Raw genomic sequence first — 16,424 nt, 5'->3', positions numbered from 1 at the left:
TGTCGTACTCATAAGACATGTCAATGAGCGTGTCTCACGCCGCGCACTTTCAGCTGGCCACGGCTGAAACGTGGGCCGATCCATGGGCAATGTACAAAGCGCTGCGCGACCACGACCCGGTGCACCACGTGGTGCCCGAAGACAGACCCGACCACGACTACTACGTGCTGTCCAGGCACGCCGATGTGTGGAACGCCGCGCGCGACCATGAGACGTTCTCGTCCGCGCAGGGGCTGACCGTCAACTACAGCGAGCTGGAACTGATTGGGCTGCAAGACAATCCCCCAATGGTGATGCAGGACCCGCCAGTGCACACCGCGTTTCGCAAGCTGGTGTCGCGTGGATTCACTCCGCGGCAGGTCGAAACCGTCAGGCCCAGGGTGCGCCAGTTCGTCATCGAGCGCATCGAGCGGTTGCGTGCCAACGGTGGCGGCGACATCGTCGCTGAGCTGTTCAAACCCCTGCCGTCGATGGTTGTCGCGCATTACCTCGGCGTGCCCGAAGAAGACCGCACGCAATTCGACGGCTGGACCCAGGCGATCGTTGCAGCCAACACCGCCCAAGCCGGCCTCGCCACGGCCGGGGACGCGGTCGCGGCGATGATGGCCTACTTCAGCGAGCTGATCGAGCGGCGCCGAACCCAGCCTGAGGATGACACCCTCTCGCACTTGGTGGCCGCTGGAGTTGGAGCCGACGGCGATGTCGCCGGCACATTGTCGGTGCTGGCGTTCGCGTTCACCATGGTCACCGGCGGCAACGACACCACCACCGGAATGCTTGGCGGCTCCATGCCATTGCTGCACCAACGCCCCGATCAGCGCCGGCTGCTAGCGCAAAATCCGGCACTGATCCCCGACGCTGTCGAAGAACTGCTGCGGCTGACCTCTCCGGTGCAGGGGCTCGCACGCACCGCCACTCGCGATGTCCGGATCGGCGACACCACCATCCCGGCGGGCCGCAAGGTCTTGTTGTTGTACGGCTCGGCCAATCGCGATGAGCGCCAGTACGGTCCAGACGCCGGAGAGCTCGACGTGACTCGCTGTCCGCGCAATATCCTGACGTTCAGCCACGGTGCGCACCATTGCCTGGGCGCCGCCGCAGCACGGATGCAATCGCAGGTCGCACTGACCGAGCTGCTGGCGCGCTGCCCGAATTTCGAGGTCGACGAGTCAGCCATCGTGTGGGCCGACGGCAGCTATGTGCGACGTCCCCTGTCGGTGCCGTTGACGGTGAAATCCTGATGGCCCGCTCCGACTGGCTGGCGGCCCGTCGCACCGAAGCTGCTGCCAACCGGATTCTCGACGCAGCCGAAACCCTGTTCACGGTACATGACCCGGGGTCTGTCGGTATGAACGAAATTGCAAGGGCCGCCGGATGTTCCCGCGCTACACTGTACCGCTATTTCGAAAGCCGGGAAGCATTACGGAACGCTTACGTACACCGCGAAGCCTATCGGTTGCACGACGTGATCAAAAAGAAGATCAGCGGCATCGAGGATCCGCGGCAACGGCTGGTCACCGGGATCGCCACCACGCTGCGGACGGTCCGGGAAAGCCCCCCGCTGGCGTCGTGGTTCGCCGCCACCCGCCCACCCATCGGCGGTGAGATGGCTGAGCGTTCCGAGGTGATCAAGGCCTTGGTCGCCGCATTCCTCAGCTCGCTGGGCCCTGACGATCCGGCTGCCGTGCAACGCCGGGCGCGCTGGCTGGTACGAGTGATCACCTCACTGCTGCTCTTCCCCGGCCACGACGACACCGACGAACAGGCGATGCTCGACGAATTCGTCGTCCCGGTCATGGTGCCGATCGAGCAGCGGACCGGTCAGGCCATCCAATAGGCCCGCGCGGTGATCGAACTTCGTGGTATCCCGAAATCCTCGCGCAGCACCCTGACCACCGACCGTGTGGTGCGGTTGTCGCAGGCCACCCAGCCGAAGTGGTCACGGGCGTCGAACGCCATCGACCTGAGCTTTTGAACCAAGGCTTTTCCGCCGTCCTTGCGGTCGACCCAAATGACACCCGCGCTGCGCGCCACGGGCAGGTCTTTGTCGTCGTCGTAGCCGGCTTCCAGAAACACCCGGGCGGAAGTGTCCCCGATCGCGCCGAGTAACGAGTTGATCGCCGGCAGCGAGGCGGTGTCACCGACGATCACATAGCCGGCGGGAGCCGGCTCGGGCAGAGCGAACCTGCTGCCCATCACGGTCACGTCGATCGTGTCACCCGGCTGTGCTGCCTGCGCCCACCGCGAGGCGACGCCGCCGTGCAGTGCGAACTCGATGTCGACGGTATCGGCGGCCGGATCGGGATCGACCAAGGTATAGCCGCGTTGATGGGGCTTATCGCCGTTGGGAAACCACATCCGGATCCACATGGTCGGGTGCAGGGACTGCTCACCGAGCATCCCGCCGGCCCGGAAGCTCAACCGCAGGTAATGCGGGCTGATCTCACGTCGACCGATCACGGTGAACCGGTAGTCGGCGCCGCGCAGCAGCTTCAGTACCGCGCCCTGTACACCTCGCGCTGCCCTGGATTCAGCCATCCCTGCCCCTCGCCTCCCGATGTCAACTTAGGCAAGGGTAACCTCTCACCGGCGCACTGGCGCGCCGGGGACCGCGCGCCCATGCCCATCGCTGCTGACTTGTCCCTGTTCGGTTCTGATTCGAGTGAACCGGTGCAACAGCCAGGCCAGCGGAATCGTGATGATCAGCGTCACGGCGAAGAGGTTCAGCATCGACCCGGTGTAGATGCGGTAACGGACGAGGTCGACCATGGCGAACTCCATGGTCACCAGATGAATCAGGAAGATTTCGTAGGAAATCTCGCCCAGCCACACCATGGGCCTGGCCGCCAGCAGCCGGGCGTACCAGCCATGGTCCCCCAGAGCCAACGGTGCCACGGCCAGTGTGCCGATAACCGCATAAAAGCCCGCTTTGACCAGCGCTTCTGTCAAACCGGTGGGCGAGGTCGTCGGGGCGCCCGCGATCGGGGTCGACGCGATGAAATAGCTGATCACCGCCAACGGTATGGCCACCAGCGCATAGCAGCGCACTCCCATCGCTTGCAGTACGGCCAGCATCATGCCGCCGACGAACCACGACAGGTACGTCGGCAGCCACAGCCGGGCGCCGTCGGGCAACCAATCGGTGGTGTGCACCATGATCAGCCAGGCCGGGGTGACCAACGCCAACACGCCTAACGCCGTCAGCGCCAGGACCGGCTGCCATCGACGTTGGCACACCACGACCAGCACCAGGTAAGCCAGCAGCGGCAGCACCAGGTAGAAAGCGACTTCCACTGCCAGACTCCACATCTGGGTGAGACCCTGATGCAGATACGAGCCCAGGTAGTTGTCGGTGTAGATCTGCGTCAAAGTGAGGTTGCGGAGCAACCCGCTCCAGGTGTGACCCGGGTTCGGACCGGCCGTGCGGAACTGGTAGACGACATAGGCGGCCAGCACGGTGATCGTGTAGGCGGGCATGATGCGCCGCACCCGGTGCCAGGCGTAGCGGCTTAGCGACGGCGGCGCACCGCCCGTGGCGAGGGCTTTCACCCAGGGGCGGAATAACAAGAAGCCGGATAGCACGAAGAAGATCGGAACTCCGATCTCCATCCGCGAACAGACCAGTCCGAAGTAGCCGTGGGTGTATTTGCCGGTGGTATAGGCCGAATGGGTGCCCACCACCAGCAGGGCTGCGACGGCCCGGATACCGGTGAGCGACGCGACCCGCTCTACTCGAGAGATCTGCTCCAGTCCGCCCTGAGCGGCCACGGCCTTGGGCGCGGTCATCCCCGGCCAGTCGTTTGCCGATTGCTGACGTCGACACGCTGGGGTGCCGTTGCGGGCTGGCGCGCAGATTCGGGCGCACCCATCCCGGCGCTCATGTGCGCGCGGCTCAGGCCACGGCTTCGGCACCGTCGCCCAGCCCACGGTGACGCCGGGCACGGCCGATCGACGGATCCGCGGGTCGGCAGACCTTGCCGGGGCGCCGACTTCAGGCTATCCGCAAAACACATCGGACATGCAGTCTAGTGGCCCAGCGACGACAAGGTCGTCGACAGCCACCCGGCGACGTCTGCCGCGCGAACGCATCCGGTACCGGTACGGTGCGGGTTGTGTGCTGGCTACCCTGGCGTGTCCGGAGCATGCTGGCCGCGGCAGCACTGCTGGCCGCGGGATTGGCCGGCTGCGGGCCCGGCGACTCGACCGTCGCAAAGACACCGCAACCGCCGGCGGCCGCACCAATCAGCACTCCGGGCAGACCGAGTACCACGGCCGCCGCTGCCCCGACCGGCACCACCGCCCCGCCGGTTGACCCCTGTGCGGTCGACTTGGCAGCACCCGCGATCGCCCGGGCGGTTTCCGAGCTGCCCCGCGATCCGCGCAGCCACCAGCCGTGGAACCCGGAACCGTTGGCCGGTAACTACAACGAATGCGCCCAGTTGTCGGCGGTGATCGTCAAGGCCAACACTAACGCCACCAACCCCAATACTCGCGCGGTAATGTTCCATCTGGGCAAGTACATACCCCAGGGAGTGCCTGACACATACGGCTTCAACGGGATTGACCCTTCTCAATGCACCGGCGACACGGTGGCGCTCACGTACTCCAACGGTATCGACGGGTTGAAGAGCGTGGTGAAATTCCGGTGGAACGGTGCTGGAGTCGAGCTCATCGGTAACACTGCCAACTGAGCGGATCATCCCGACGACCAACAAGTCCGCAAATGGAATGTCGTTCTTGCTCAATGGTAATCGATCAAGACCGGTGAGGGCGCTCTGGGGCTGGCCGGCAGTCGAACGGCGTGGTTTGGTCAGCGACCATCAGGAAACGAGTGCCGACCGCGGGCGGCTGGGCCGTCAGGACCGGGCCGGTGATGTTTGTTACGCGGCGGCGCCTCTGTGGTGAACGGTTGGTGCCACGCGCCGCTGTTCCAGAGGGATTCGTCACGGTCTTGCGCTGTGCTGGAATGCGCTGCCGCAGAACGCGGGTGATCACCGATCGCCGGCGGTGCTGAGAAGTTCGTAATCGAACGGAAACGCTGCTCGTCGTCGACGTGGAATCCGTTGCGGTTGAGTCTGCTTATGCCATCAGTCTGATGATCGGGCAGGCGGTGCCGTGCTTGGACGGAATCGGCGTGCCGCCGCGTCACCGAATGGTTCAGCCGGGCGCGCAGCGGCTCAGTGTCGTCCTCGCCACAGGACGATTCGGCGTCCGCGTGCGGCGGGCCAGGTTCATGCACAAGCGTGTACTCGACGTAGTCGTCGTCATCACAAAACGCGTCGAACCCGCACACGTCGTTAGCGGGGGTTACGGCGGACCGAGCGGTTCCTCCTGGCGAGCCCAGGCTTTGGCGGCCGTCCGGCGATGGCGGGTCACCGACCATGAAGAGCGCGGTGACCACGCCGAACAAAGCGACAAACGCAGGCAGAAGCGTCGACTGTGCCATCGCCGCCGCGAACGGTGCACGCAGGATCTCAGGCAGCTGAAGGCTGGTGCCGCCAGCAGGCTGCGGTCGCGCACCGGAAGGTGTCGCCGGCATTTCGGCGCCGATCCGCGCGACCATGAACGCGGCCATGCTCGCGCTGCCCAGCACGGCGCCCAGCTGCCGGGTGGTGTTGTACACCCCCGATCCGGTGCCGGCCAGATGGGACGGCAGGTTCCGCGTCGCAGTGGCGGTCAACGGCGACCAGATGAAGGCCATGCCCACGCCCATCGCGGTAAACGGCAGCACCAGCCGCCAGATCGGGGCGGCAGGACCCATCTCGATGGAAAGCCACGTCAATGCGATAGCCAGCAGCGAAAAACCAAAACCGACAACAGGCCGCGGATGCGACCGGTCGATGATCTTGCCGACAGCTGGAGCGAGCAAACCGCTGGCGAGCGCCATCGGGGCGATCAGTAGCGCCGAACGAGTCGGCGAGAGCCCGCAGACCCCTTGCGCGTAGAACATCACCGGCAGCACCATCGCGGTCACCGCGAACCCGATAATCGCCACCGCGAGGTTGGCCAGGCTGAAGTTGCGGTCGCGGAATACATCCAGCGGGATCAGCGGTTCGCCGGTGTTCACCGACTGCCAGTAGACGAACACCGCGATAAAGCCCGCACCCCCGACGAGCACCGCCCAGATCCACGGCGCCCATCCCGCAGACTGGCCCTGCTGCAGCGCAAACACGATGAGGAAAACACCAGCCCCGGATAACCCCACCCCGGGCACGTCGAACCGGTGCGTATGGGTGGGCAACCGCGGGATCAACCACAGTGCCAGCACCACACCCGCCACCCCGATGGGCACATTGACGAAGAAAATCCACTTCCAGCCCAGCGTGTCGACCAGCACCCCACCGGCCAGTGGCCCCGCCAGGGAAGCTACCCCGGCGGTGGCTCCCCACACGCTCAGCGCCACACCGCGGCGCTCTGGCCGGAAGGTCTGTGTGATTGTCGAGAGTGTCTGCGGCGTCAGCAACCCGGCACCGATGCCCTGCACCACCCGGGCGGCGATCAACACGCCGATACTGCCCGACAGGCCGCACCACAGCGACGCACCGGTAAACCCGGCCAAACCGATCAGGTAGAGGTTCTTCGGGCCAAACCGGTCTCCGAGCCGGCCCGCGACCAGTAACGGCACCGCATTGGCCAGCAGGTAGGCACTGGTCACCCAGATCACTGTGTCGTATCCGGTATGCAACGCGGCCATGATGCTGGGGTTGGCCACGGCGACGATGGTGCCGTCCAGCACGATCATGAAAAACCCGACCATCATCGCCGACAGCGCCGCCCACGAGTTGCCATCATTGGCGGCGTGCCTGCGCAGCCCGGGTCTGGCGGCAGCGACCCGTCGCGAACCCCGGCGCGGCTGGATGATCGCCGTCGTCATGTCTGCACCTCGCTTCCGCTATCCGTGACGGTCTCGGGCCGGGCCGTAGCCGGCCAGCTCCAGCGACCTGACCGCAGCGATGTCGCACACTGTCGCAACCACGTGACTTCCGCCTGAGTTATTGCCAGCAAGTACTCCAAGACGATCGGGCTGAGGCCGGGCGCGATACCGGCGTTCCGCTGCGCTGTCATCTCGGCGACGCCGGCTTCCAGTGCCACGACACGACTGTCCAGGGCATGCACTGCCGAGTCGGGGTCGAGGTTGTCGATTTCGGCCAGCGCCACGGTGAACTGCGGGTATTCGTTGACGGGTGTGGCGACCAGTTCGCGCACTCGCTCGGCGAGCGCCTCGACACCGGCGTCGGTGATCTCGTAGACGACGCGTTCGGGCCGGTTGCCGTCTCGACCCCTCGCCGCGCGCCGGATCAGCCTCTGCCCGGTCAGCCGCTCGACAGTGTGATACAACGACCCCGGGCGCACCCTGACGATACGGTCAGCCTGCCGGTCGCTGAGTGTCTGCAACATCTCGTAGCCGTGCATGGGCCGCTCCCGCAACAGTGCGAGCACCGAGATACCCAGCGACGTCAGTTGATGGGCCATCGACGATGAGGATCCCTTTCACTCGGCCGGCTCGGTCTCGGCGCCTTAACGGCATACTTGTCGCCCCCGGGGTCCGCCGCGGATTATTCCTTGTGGAGTAGCACGCTGTGACACAGGGCCGCCCGCCGGCACCGATGAAGCCGGACCGCGCCGGGCCCCGGCGCGGCGCCCTGGTGTTGGGCACGTTGCTGCCGGCCGGTCTCGGCGCCGCCGTCGGCGGCGCCGGCAACCGGATAGCGGGCAAGAGGATCGTCGGCAAGGCCCGCACCGCGTTCGGCAGTCCCCCGGCGTGCCGGCCGGCGCCAGTGCGCGTGGCACCGGCCACGCCACGGACCCCACTGAGCCACCACGCGGTCTGAAACCGAACCGTATCGTCGCGGCTCACCCGATGCGGCTGGCCTGAGGCGGTGCGCCTGTCGGATTGCTCACGACGCGTTAGCCTTTACTGGGGCGGGAATTGGCGGAACCGCCAGGAAGGGCGCCGACCACGGCGTATCGGGTCGCAAGCGGCATGCCGCGCGCTTGCCGGGCAGAGGAATCGAGGCGTTAGCTGCTGTGGGCAGTACAAGTTCACCATTCGGGCAGAACGAGTGGCTGGTCGAGGAGATGTACCGCAAGTTCCGCGAAGACCCCTCCTCGGTCGATCCGAGCTGGCATGAGTTCCTGGTCGACTACAGCCCCGAACCGACGGCCGGTGCCCGCGCCACGGCTGACGGAGAACCGTCGAACTCCCCTGCGGCCACACCGCCCACAGTCCAGCCGGCCCCGGCGGCCGCGCCGCCGGAGCCGCACGCGAGCACCACTGCCGGCACCACAGCGGGGTCTGCTGCGCCGATAGCGCCGGCCAAACCCGCTGCCCCACCACCGGCCGAAAACGACGAGGTGCAAGTGCTGCGCGGCGCCGCCGCGACCGTCGTCCGGAACATGTCGGCGTCACTGGAAGTGCCGACCGCCACCAGTGTGCGGGCCATCCCGGCCAAGCTGATGATCGACAACAGGATCGTCATCAACAACCACCTCAACCGCACCCGCGGCGGCAAGATCTCGTTCACCCACCTGATCGGCTACGCCATGGTGCAGGCGGTCAAGAAGTTCCCGAACATGAACCGCCATTACAGCGAGATCGACGGCAAACCCGTCGCCGTCACACCCGCGCACACCAACCTCGGGCTGGCGATCGACCTGCAGGGCAAAGACGGCAGGCGCTCACTGGTGGTGGCCGGGATCAAGCAGTGTGAAACAATGCGCTTCGCGCAATTCGTCACCGCCTACGAGGACATCGTGCGCCGGGCACGCGACGGGAAGCTCACCGCTGAAGACTTCGCTGGCGTGACGATTTCGCTGACCAACCCGGGCACGATCGGCACCGTTCACTCGGTGCCCCGGCTGATGGCCGGCCAGGGCGCCATCATCGGAGTAGGCGCGATGGAATACCCCGCCGAGTTCCAGGGCGCCAGCGAACAGCGGATCGCCGAACTGGGCATCGGCAAGCTCATCACACTGACCTCGACCTATGACCACCGCATCATCCAGGGCGCGGAATCCGGCGATTTCCTGCGCACCATCCACGAACTGATGCTCTCCGACAGGTTCTGGGATGAGATCTTCCGTGAGCTGGGCATCCCCTATGAGCCGGTCCGCTGGCGACCCGACAACCCCGACTCGATCGCCGACAAAAACCCCCGGGTGATCGAGTTGATCGCGGCCTACCGCAACCGCGGGCATCTGATGGCCGATATCGATCCGCTGCGGCTGGACAACACCCGATTCCGCAGCCACCCTGACCTCGACGTGCTGACGCACGGCCTGACACTGTGGGATCTGGATCGCGAGTTCAAAGTCGACGGTTTCGCGGGTGCAAAGTACAAAAAGCTGCGCGACGTGCTGTCGGTGTTGCGCGACGCTTACTGCCGCCACGTCGGCGTGGAATACACCCACATCCTCGAGCCCGAGCAGCAGAAATGGCTGCAGGAGCGGATCGAAACCAAGCACACCAAACCGACGGTCGCCCAACAGAAATACATCCTCTCGAAGCTGAACGCCGCGGAAGCTTTCGAGACGTTCCTGCAGACCAAATACGTCGGTCAGAAACGATTCTCGCTAGAAGGGGCCGAGAGCGTCATCCCGATGATGGACGCTGTCATCGATCAATGCGCCGAGCACGGCCTCGACGAGGTCGTCATCGGCATGCCGCACCGCGGCCGGCTCAACGTGCTGGCCAATATCGTCGGCAAGCCGTACTCGCAGATCTTCACCGAGTTCGAGGGCAACTTGAACCCCTCGCAAGCGCACGGGTCCGGTGACGTCAAGTACCACCTGGGCGCCAGCGGCGTCTACATCCAGATGTTCGGCGACAACGATATTCAGGTGTCACTGACCGCTAACCCGTCGCATCTGGAGGCTGTCGACCCGGTGCTGGAGGGACTGGTCCGGGCCAAACAGGACCTCCTGGATAAGGGCGACACCGAGGAGGGCTACTCGGTGGTGCCGCTGATGCTGCACGGTGATGCCGCCTTCGCCGGCCAGGGTGTGGTCGCCGAGACGTTGAACCTGGCGCTGCTGCCCGGCTACCGCGTCGGCGGCACCATCCACATCATCGTCAACAACCAGATCGGCTTTACCACCTCGCCCGAGCATTCCAAATCCAGTGAATACTGCACCGATGTCGCGAAAATGATCGGGGCGCCCATTTTCCACGTCAACGGTGATGACCCCGAGGCCTGCGTGTGGGTGGCGCGCCTGGCGGTGGACTTCCGGCAGAAGTTCAAAAAAGACGTCGTCATCGACATGCTGTGCTACCGCCGCCGCGGGCATAACGAGGGTGACGACCCCTCGATGACCAATCCGGCCATGTATGACGCCATCGAGACCAAGCGCGGGGTGCGCAAGAGCTACACCGAAGCGCTGATCGGGCGCGGCGACATCTCGATGAAGGAAGCCGAGGATGCGCTGCGTGACTACCAGGGACAGCTGGAGCGGGTCTTCAACGAGGTCCGCGAACTGGAGAAACGCGCAGCGCAGCCGAGCGAATCGGTGGAGTCCGACCAGATGATCCCCGCAGGGCTGTTCACCGGTATCGACAAGTCGCTGATGGCCCGCATCGGAGACGCGCACCTGGCCCTGCCGGAAGGCTTCACCGTGCACCCGCGGGTCAAGCCCGTATTGGAAAAGCGCCGGGAGATGGCCTACGAAGGCAAAATCGACTGGGCCTTCGCGGAGCTGCTGGCGCTGGGCTCGCTGGTGGCCGAGGGTAAACTGGTGCGGCTGTCTGGGCAAGACACCCGCCGCGGCACCTTCTCCCAACGGCATTCGGTGCTTATCGACCGCCACACCGGTGCGGAGTTCACCCCGCTGCAGCTGCTGGCCACCAACAGTGACGGCACTCCGACCGGCGGTAAGTTTCTGGTCTACGACTCGCCGCTGTCCGAATTCGCGGCTGTCGGCTTCGAATACGGCTACACGGTCGGCAATCCGGACGCATTTGTCATGTGGGAGGCCCAGTTCGGCGATTTCGCCAACGGCGCCCAGCCGATCATCGACGAGTTCATCAGCTCCGGTGAGGCCAAATGGGGGCAACTATCCAACCTGGTGCTTCTCCTGCCGCACGGCCACGAAGGTCAAGGTCCCGATCACACGTCGGCGCGAGTCGAGCGGTTTTTACAACTGTGGGCCGAGGGGTCGATGACGATCGCGATGCCCTCGACACCGTCGAACTACTTCCACCTGTTGCGCCGGCACGCGCTCGACGGTATCCAGCGCCCGCTGATCGTGTTCACGCCGAAATCGATGTTGCGCAACAAGGCTGCGGTAAGTGAGATCAGAGACTTCACGGAGGTCAAGTTCCGTTCGGTGCTGGAGGAACCCGCCTATGAAGACGGGATCGGGGACCGGACCAAAGTTCGCCGCATCCTATTGACTTCCGGCAAGCTGTATTACGAGCTGGCGGCCCGCAAAGCAAAGGACAAGCGCGACGACGTCGCGATCGTACGCATCGAACAACTGGCGCCGCTGCCCAAGCGCCGACTCGGTGAGACACTGGACCGCTACCCGAACGTCAAAGAGTACTTCTGGGTCCAGGAAGAGCCCGCCAACCAGGGTGCCTGGCCGCGGTTTGGATTGGAGCTGCCCGAACTGCTGCCGGATAAACTCACTGGGCTCAAACGTGTTTCCCGCCGTGCCATGTCAGCGCCGTCGTCAGGCTCATCGCGGGTGCACGCTGTCGAGCAGCAGGAGGTCATCGACGAAGCGTTCCGCTGAGCGGCTCGGCCGCCGCCGTGCGTGTTTGTACACGACACCCCGGGGCCGATCGGCATTGTGCGCACACTCGCGGCGAACACCGCTGGTGATCGACCTCTCCCGAGATCGTCGCAGCGTGTCTGATAACAGCGGTGCGCAGCGCCCACGTTACGGCGTTGTTCCGCGGAACCGCTTGTTGCCCGTGTTCACACGGGCCCGTGTGCCCCCGACCGGCAGCACCGATTAGCCTCGACGGGAACCAACGAAACAAGGAGCGTGTCCATGGAGGGGTTCGCTGGCAAGATCGCCGTGGTCACCGGCGCCGGTTCGGGTATCGGTCAAGCGCTGGCCATCGAGCTGGCCCGCTCCGGTGCACAGCTGGCGATCAGCGACGTCGACACCGAAGGACTGGCCCGAACCGAGGAGCGGCTGAAGGCCATCGGCGCACCGGTCAAGGCCGACCGGCTCGATGTGACCGAGCGCGAGTCGTTCCTCGCCTACGCCGACGCGGTAAACGAGCATTTCGGCGCGGTGAACCAGATTTACAACAACGCCGGTATCGCATTCACCGGCGATATCGAGGTCACCCCGTTCAAGGACATCGAACGGGTCATGGATGTCGACTTCTGGGGAGTCGTGAACGGCACCAAGGCGTTTCTGCCACACCTGATCGCCTCCGGCGACGGTCACGTCATCAACATCTCCAGTATCTTCGGATTGTTCTCGGTGCCGGGCCAGGCCGCCTACAACTCGGCCAAATTCGCAGTGCGGGGCTTCACCGAAGCGCTGCGCCAAGAGATGGCGTTGGCCGGCCACCCGGTGAAAGTCACCACAGTGCATCCCGGGGGCATCAAGACCGCGATTGCCCGCAATGCCACCGCCGCCGAAGGGCTCGACAAGGACGAACTCGCGGAGCTTTTCGACAAGCGGATGGCCATTACCAGCCCGCAGCGAGCGGCCCGGATCATCCTGGACGCGGTGCGCAAGAACAAGGCTCGGGTGCTGGTTGGACCGGACGCCAAAGCGCTGGACCTGCTCGTGCGGTTGACCGGCTCGGGATACCAGCGGCTGTTCGCGCCGGTGCTCAGCCGCATGCTGCCCCGCTGACTCAGCTCGCGGGCGCTTCCGGTCCGCATCGTCGCCGAGCTCAGCCCAATTGCCCGGCTCCTCAGCGGGCCCTCCCCCGCATCGTCGCCGAGCCCAGCCCAATTGCCCGGCTCCTCAGCGGGCCCTCCCCCGCATCGTCGCCGAGCCCAGCCCAATTGCCCGGCTCCTCAGCGGGCCCTCCCGGCCCGCATCGTCGCCGAGCCCAGCCCAATTGCCCGGCTCCTCAGCGGGCCCTCCCGGCCCGCATCGTCGCCGAGCTAAGAACGCCCGAGCGGGTGTTCGGCCAGCCACGTTTCGGCCACTGCCCGGGGATCGGCACCCCTGTCCACCTGCCGGCGCATCTCGACCAATGCGGCGGTGTCGAGTACGCCCGCCACCTCGTTGATCGCCAGCAGCTGTCGCTCGGTCAGCTCGTTTCGACGATACAGCGGCACTATGTTCTCGGCCTGCACCAGCGGTGGTTTCCCGTCGACCAGCACCACCAAGTCGTCGGGTATGTCCGGGGACGCGGAGGTGGTCCAACCCGCAGTGATCTGGCCGGCGCGTAACGCAGCGAACATTGTTGCGCTATCCGGGAATTGACGGGCAGTCGGCAGTCGGCACCGACTGACCGCTGAAGGCGTGGAGGCGCCGCTGACCGACCCGATGACCAGCCCCTCGCAATGCCGCACCAGCACTCTCAGCTCGTTACCACCCCAGGCCGTGGCGGTGGCCTTGGTGACCACCAGCTCCGGTTTGTCCTCCGCAGCGGTAGCGTAATCACCAGCCGCAACGCCTTCGGGCAGCGCCGCGACCATCGCCCGATAAACCTGCTTATCAGAGCGCACTGCGGCACCTGGCTGGAAAGTCTGTAACACCTCGCCGGTGAGAGTGGGGACCACGGTCAACGCCCCGGAGTCCAGCGTAGCCAGCGGATCAGGTGTCGTTTCAACGCGCGCCGCGAAACCGTACGAGCGCAGTGCTGCGGCGTACAGATTCGCCAACAGCACCGATTCGGAGTCGAAGCGTGATCCCACCACCAGCTCGTGGCCGGCGCGGTAAACATGACTGCAGCCCGCGACCGCCAGCGCCGCCGCAAGCGTCAGAGCAGTCAGCCGGAAACCGGTCACCCTGCCGAGTCTGAGGCAGCTGCAACCGCGGCGGCCACCGCCTTTCCGACGCGGGGATCCAGCGCACTGGGCACGATCCGGTCCGGCGCTAGTTCGTCGCTCACGACGGAGAAAATCGCTTCGGCCGCCGCCACCATCATCTTCGGGGTGATTCTGCGCGCGCCGGCATCCAGCGCACCGCGAAACACCCCGGGAAATGCCAGCACGTTGTTGATCTGGTTGGGAAAGTCACTACGCCCGGTAGCCACCACGGCGGCGTGTTTGGCGGCGAGAGCGGGATGGATCTCCGGGTCCGGGTTCGACAGCGCGAACACGATCCCATCCGGGGCCATCGTGGCGATTAACTCCTCGGGAACCACACCGGCAGATACTCCGAGGAACACATCAGCTCCCTCGAGTGCCTCCACCATCCCACCAGTGCGCCCCGCGGGATTGGTGCGCTGCGCCAGTTCGGCCTTGACGCTGTTCAAATCGTCGCGCCCGGAATCGAGGATGCCCCGCGAGTCGAGCAGGGTGATGTCTGAAATCCCCACTGAGAGAAGAAGGTTCGCGCATGCAACACCGGCTGCCCCGGCACCTGAGATGACGATGCGCAGCGTCTTCATGTCGCGGCCCAGCAAGCTGGTGGCGCCCAGCAGCGCCGCGAGCACCACGATCGCGGTGCCGTGCTGGTCATCGTGCATGACCGGACAGTCCAGCGCTTCGATCGCGCGGCGCTCGATTTCGAAGCAGCGCGGCGCGGCGATGTCCTCCAGACTGACCGCACCGAACGTCGGGCGCAGCCGTATGAGGGTTTCGACGATCTGGTCGGGATCCTTGGTATCCAGCACGATCGGGATGGAATCCAATTCCCCGAAAGCCTTGAACAGCGCGCTTTTGCCCTCCATCACCGGCAGCGCCGCCGCCGGGCCGATGTCGCCGAGACCCAGCACGGCGCTGCCGTCGCTGACGACGGCCACCAGCCGGTTCGCCCAGGTGTAGCGGGCCGCCAGCGTGTGGTCGGCGGCGATCGCGCGGCTGACCTGCGCCACACCCGGGGTGTAGGCGATCGACAGCGCGCGCTGGGTGTCCAGCGGGGCCTTCAGCTGCATGGAAAGCTTTCCGCCGGTATGCGCCTCGAAGATCTCCTCGTCTCCGAGGATGATCTGCGAACCTGTCACCGCTCGCGGGGCGATATCGCACACGGCCTCGAGGGTACTGCGTCCGGTTGACCAATCCCGCGGTGGGCCGGGTCGGACCGCGCGCCGGGACCGTGCTCAGATCAGGCCGAGCTGGCTCACCGCGTTGCGTTCGTCGGCCAACTCCGCAGCCGACGCGTCGATGCGGCGGCGGGAGAATTCGTCGATCTCCAAGCCGCTAACGATGGTCCAGTCGCCGTCCCGGGTGGTCACCGGGAACGAGGAGACCAGACCCTCGGGCACGCCGTAAGAACCGTCGGAGATGACCGACATCGACACCCAGTCACCCTGTGGTGTGCCCAGCAGCCAGTCCCGGGCGGCGTCGACGGTGGCTGAAGCGGCTGAGGCAGCCGATGAGGAGCCGCGCGCGGCGATCACCGCCGCACCTCGTTTGGCGACGGTGGGGATGAAGTAATTCTCGATCCAGGCCTGATCACCCACCACTTCGGCGGCGTTCTTGCCCGCGATTTCGGCGTGGAAGATATCAGGGTACTGGGTGTTCGAGTGGTTGCCCCAGATCGTCATCTTTGTGATGTCAGTAACTGCGGCGCCGGTCTTTTTGGCCAACTGCGAAATCGCCCGGTTGTGGTCGAGGCGGCTCAGTGCGGAAAACCGCTCCCGGGGGATGTCGGGCGCGTTGCTGATCGCGATCAGCGCGTTGGTGTTGGCCGGGTTGCCGGTGACCAAGATGCGGACATTATCGGCGGCAACCTCGTTGAGGGCCTTCCCCTGGGCTGTGAAGATCGCGCCATTAGCCTCAAGCAGGTCGCTGCGCTCCATCCCCGGGCCACGCGGGCGCGCGCCGACGAGCAGCGCCAGATTTGCGCCGTCGAAGATCTTGGCCGGGTCCGTGCCGATCTCCACACCGGCCAGCAGCGGAAACGCGCAGTCATCAAGCTCCATCACGACACCTTCGAGCGTCTTAAGTGCCGGTTCGATCTCCAGCAGACGTAGCTCGATCGGGCGGTCGGGCCCTAACAGCGAGCCGCTCGCCAGACGGAACAGCAGGCTGTAGCCGATCTGACCGGCAGCGCCGGTGACAGCGACCTTAAGAGGGGTTGTGCTCACGTCAGATGCTCCTTGGAAAAGTGGTTTGGATCGAAATTAGCGCACCACGACCAGCGGCGAATCTCTGGTCCGCAGCCGGCCTACGGTTGAGTCACCGCCCAAGGCTGCACCACCCATACCCGCCGGGCACAACTGACCCGTGCCTGGCGTCTCGCGCGTGTGTTCCGCGTTGAACGGCTCGTCGCGCGGCGCACGTGCGGACACGCGTAGCATTGACCGCGGCTCGAACAGACCTGCCACGCTACGGGAGATT

Annotated in this window: 13 protein-coding genes; 6 read left to right on the top strand and 7 right to left on the bottom strand. The window is 65.4% G+C overall.

What is annotated here, in order from left to right; genetic code table 11:
- The first annotated feature begins 23 nt into the window (after nucleotides 1–23).
- A complete protein-coding gene (locus G6N08_RS12030; RefSeq protein WP_371869020.1) occupies nucleotides 24–1,241 on the top strand; it encodes a cytochrome P450 in 1,218 nt (405 codons plus the stop codon).
- Nucleotides 1,241–1,837, top strand: coding sequence for a TetR/AcrR family transcriptional regulator (locus tag G6N08_RS12025; protein WP_163757575.1), 597 nt, complete (start codon nucleotides 1,241–1,243; stop codon nucleotides 1,835–1,837). The genes G6N08_RS12030 and G6N08_RS12025 overlap by 1 nt, the downstream gene beginning before the upstream one ends.
- Here the strand turns inward: G6N08_RS12025 and G6N08_RS12020 are convergent.
- Nucleotides 1,822–2,538, bottom strand: coding sequence for a siderophore-interacting protein (locus tag G6N08_RS12020; RefSeq protein ID WP_163757573.1), 717 nt, complete (start codon nucleotides 2,536–2,538; stop codon nucleotides 1,822–1,824). The two genes, G6N08_RS12025 and G6N08_RS12020, sit on opposite strands and share 16 nt — an antisense overlap.
- Before the next feature lie 45 nt (nucleotides 2,539–2,583).
- A complete protein-coding gene (locus G6N08_RS12015; RefSeq protein ID WP_163757571.1) occupies nucleotides 2,584–3,786 on the bottom strand; it encodes an acyltransferase family protein in 1,203 nt (400 codons plus the stop codon).
- Nucleotides 3,787–4,142: 356 nt separating this feature from the next.
- Between G6N08_RS12015 and G6N08_RS12010 the strand changes: the two genes are divergently transcribed.
- Nucleotides 4,143–4,691 (top strand): LppP/LprE family lipoprotein, encoded by a 549-nt coding sequence (locus G6N08_RS12010; protein ID WP_163760520.1) that lies wholly within the window; start codon nucleotides 4,143–4,145, stop codon nucleotides 4,689–4,691.
- Between the two features lie 119 nt (nucleotides 4,692–4,810).
- Here G6N08_RS12010 and G6N08_RS12005 read toward each other — a convergent pair whose 3' ends face one another.
- Both G6N08_RS12005 and G6N08_RS12000 read right to left on the bottom strand, forming a co-directional pair.
- Nucleotides 4,811–6,874, bottom strand: a complete 2,064-nt coding sequence (locus G6N08_RS12005; RefSeq protein WP_163757569.1) for an MFS transporter — start codon at nucleotides 6,872–6,874, stop codon at nucleotides 4,811–4,813.
- Nucleotides 6,871–7,473, bottom strand: a complete 603-nt coding sequence (locus tag G6N08_RS12000) for a PadR family transcriptional regulator (protein WP_163757567.1) — start codon at nucleotides 7,471–7,473, stop codon at nucleotides 6,871–6,873. The genes G6N08_RS12005 and G6N08_RS12000 overlap by 4 nt, the downstream gene beginning before the upstream one ends.
- Nucleotides 7,474–7,580: 107 nt before the next feature.
- Here G6N08_RS12000 and G6N08_RS11995 point away from each other — a divergent pair, with 107 nt between their 5' ends.
- The 3 genes from G6N08_RS11995 to G6N08_RS11985 all read left to right on the top strand — a co-directional run bounded on the left by G6N08_RS11995 (nucleotide 7,581) and on the right by G6N08_RS11985 (nucleotide 12,816).
- The gene (locus G6N08_RS11995; protein WP_163757565.1) at nucleotides 7,581–7,832 is read left to right on the top strand and encodes a hypothetical protein; all 252 of its coding nucleotides are present in this window, start codon (nucleotides 7,581–7,583) and stop codon (nucleotides 7,830–7,832) included.
- Between the two features lie 196 nt (nucleotides 7,833–8,028).
- Entirely contained in the window at nucleotides 8,029–11,730 is a 3,702-nt protein-coding gene (locus tag G6N08_RS11990) for a multifunctional oxoglutarate decarboxylase/oxoglutarate dehydrogenase thiamine pyrophosphate-binding subunit/dihydrolipoyllysine-residue succinyltransferase subunit (protein WP_163757562.1), read from the top strand.
- A 261-nt stretch (nucleotides 11,731–11,991) separates the two neighbouring features.
- Entirely contained in the window at nucleotides 11,992–12,816 is an 825-nt protein-coding gene (locus G6N08_RS11985) for an SDR family NAD(P)-dependent oxidoreductase (RefSeq protein ID WP_163757560.1), read from the top strand.
- A gap of 257 nt (nucleotides 12,817–13,073) precedes the next feature.
- Here G6N08_RS11985 and G6N08_RS11980 read toward each other — a convergent pair whose 3' ends face one another.
- From G6N08_RS11980 to G6N08_RS11970, 3 genes are all read right to left on the bottom strand, one after another.
- Complete coding sequence (locus G6N08_RS11980) at nucleotides 13,074–13,925, bottom strand: glycine betaine ABC transporter substrate-binding protein (protein ID WP_163757558.1); 852 nt, start codon at nucleotides 13,923–13,925, stop codon at nucleotides 13,074–13,076.
- Nucleotides 13,922–15,016: an NAD(P)-dependent malic enzyme gene (locus G6N08_RS11975; protein WP_163760518.1), complete on the bottom strand. Its 1,095-nt coding sequence runs from the start codon at nucleotides 15,014–15,016 to the stop codon at nucleotides 13,922–13,924. Before G6N08_RS11975 ends, G6N08_RS11980 begins: the two co-directional genes overlap by 4 nt.
- A 165-nt stretch (nucleotides 15,017–15,181) precedes the next feature.
- Nucleotides 15,182–16,171 (bottom strand): malate dehydrogenase, encoded by a 990-nt coding sequence (locus tag G6N08_RS11970; RefSeq protein WP_163757556.1) that lies wholly within the window; start codon nucleotides 16,169–16,171, stop codon nucleotides 15,182–15,184.
- Between the last annotated feature and the right edge of the window lie 253 nt (nucleotides 16,172–16,424).

The organism is Mycobacterium botniense, assembly GCF_010723305.1.
Taxonomy (GTDB): Bacteria; Actinomycetota; Actinomycetes; order Mycobacteriales; family Mycobacteriaceae; genus Mycobacterium; species Mycobacterium botniense.
The sequence above is the reverse complement of the archived record's forward strand: the minus strand, read 5'-3'. Positions and strand labels throughout refer to the sequence as shown.

What these genes read in the sequence shown, in the direction of transcription:
- G6N08_RS12000 (WP_163757567.1), bottom strand. Translation starts at nt 7,473, where the DNA reads ATGGCCCATCAACTGACGTCGCTGGGTATCTCGGTGCTCGCACTGTTG.
- G6N08_RS12025 (WP_163757575.1), top strand. Translation starts at nt 1,241, where the DNA reads ATGGCCCGCTCCGACTGGCTGGCGGCCCGTCGCACCGAAGCTGCTGCC.
- G6N08_RS12015 (WP_163757571.1), bottom strand. Translation starts at nt 3,786, where the DNA reads ATGACCGCGCCCAAGGCCGTGGCCGCTCAGGGCGGACTGGAGCAGATC.
- G6N08_RS12030 (WP_371869020.1), top strand. Translation starts at nt 24, where the DNA reads ATGAGCGTGTCTCACGCCGCGCACTTTCAGCTGGCCACGGCTGAAACG.
- G6N08_RS11975 (WP_163760518.1), bottom strand. Translation starts at nt 15,016, where the DNA reads ATGCAGCTGAAGGCCCCGCTGGACACCCAGCGCGCGCTGTCGATCGCC.
- G6N08_RS12020 (WP_163757573.1), bottom strand. Translation starts at nt 2,538, where the DNA reads ATGGCTGAATCCAGGGCAGCGCGAGGTGTACAGGGCGCGGTACTGAAG.
- G6N08_RS12010 (WP_163760520.1), top strand. Translation starts at nt 4,143, where the DNA reads ATGCTGGCCGCGGCAGCACTGCTGGCCGCGGGATTGGCCGGCTGCGGG.
- G6N08_RS11985 (WP_163757560.1), top strand. Translation starts at nt 11,992, where the DNA reads ATGGAGGGGTTCGCTGGCAAGATCGCCGTGGTCACCGGCGCCGGTTCG.
- G6N08_RS12005 (WP_163757569.1), bottom strand. Translation starts at nt 6,874, where the DNA reads ATGACGACGGCGATCATCCAGCCGCGCCGGGGTTCGCGACGGGTCGCT.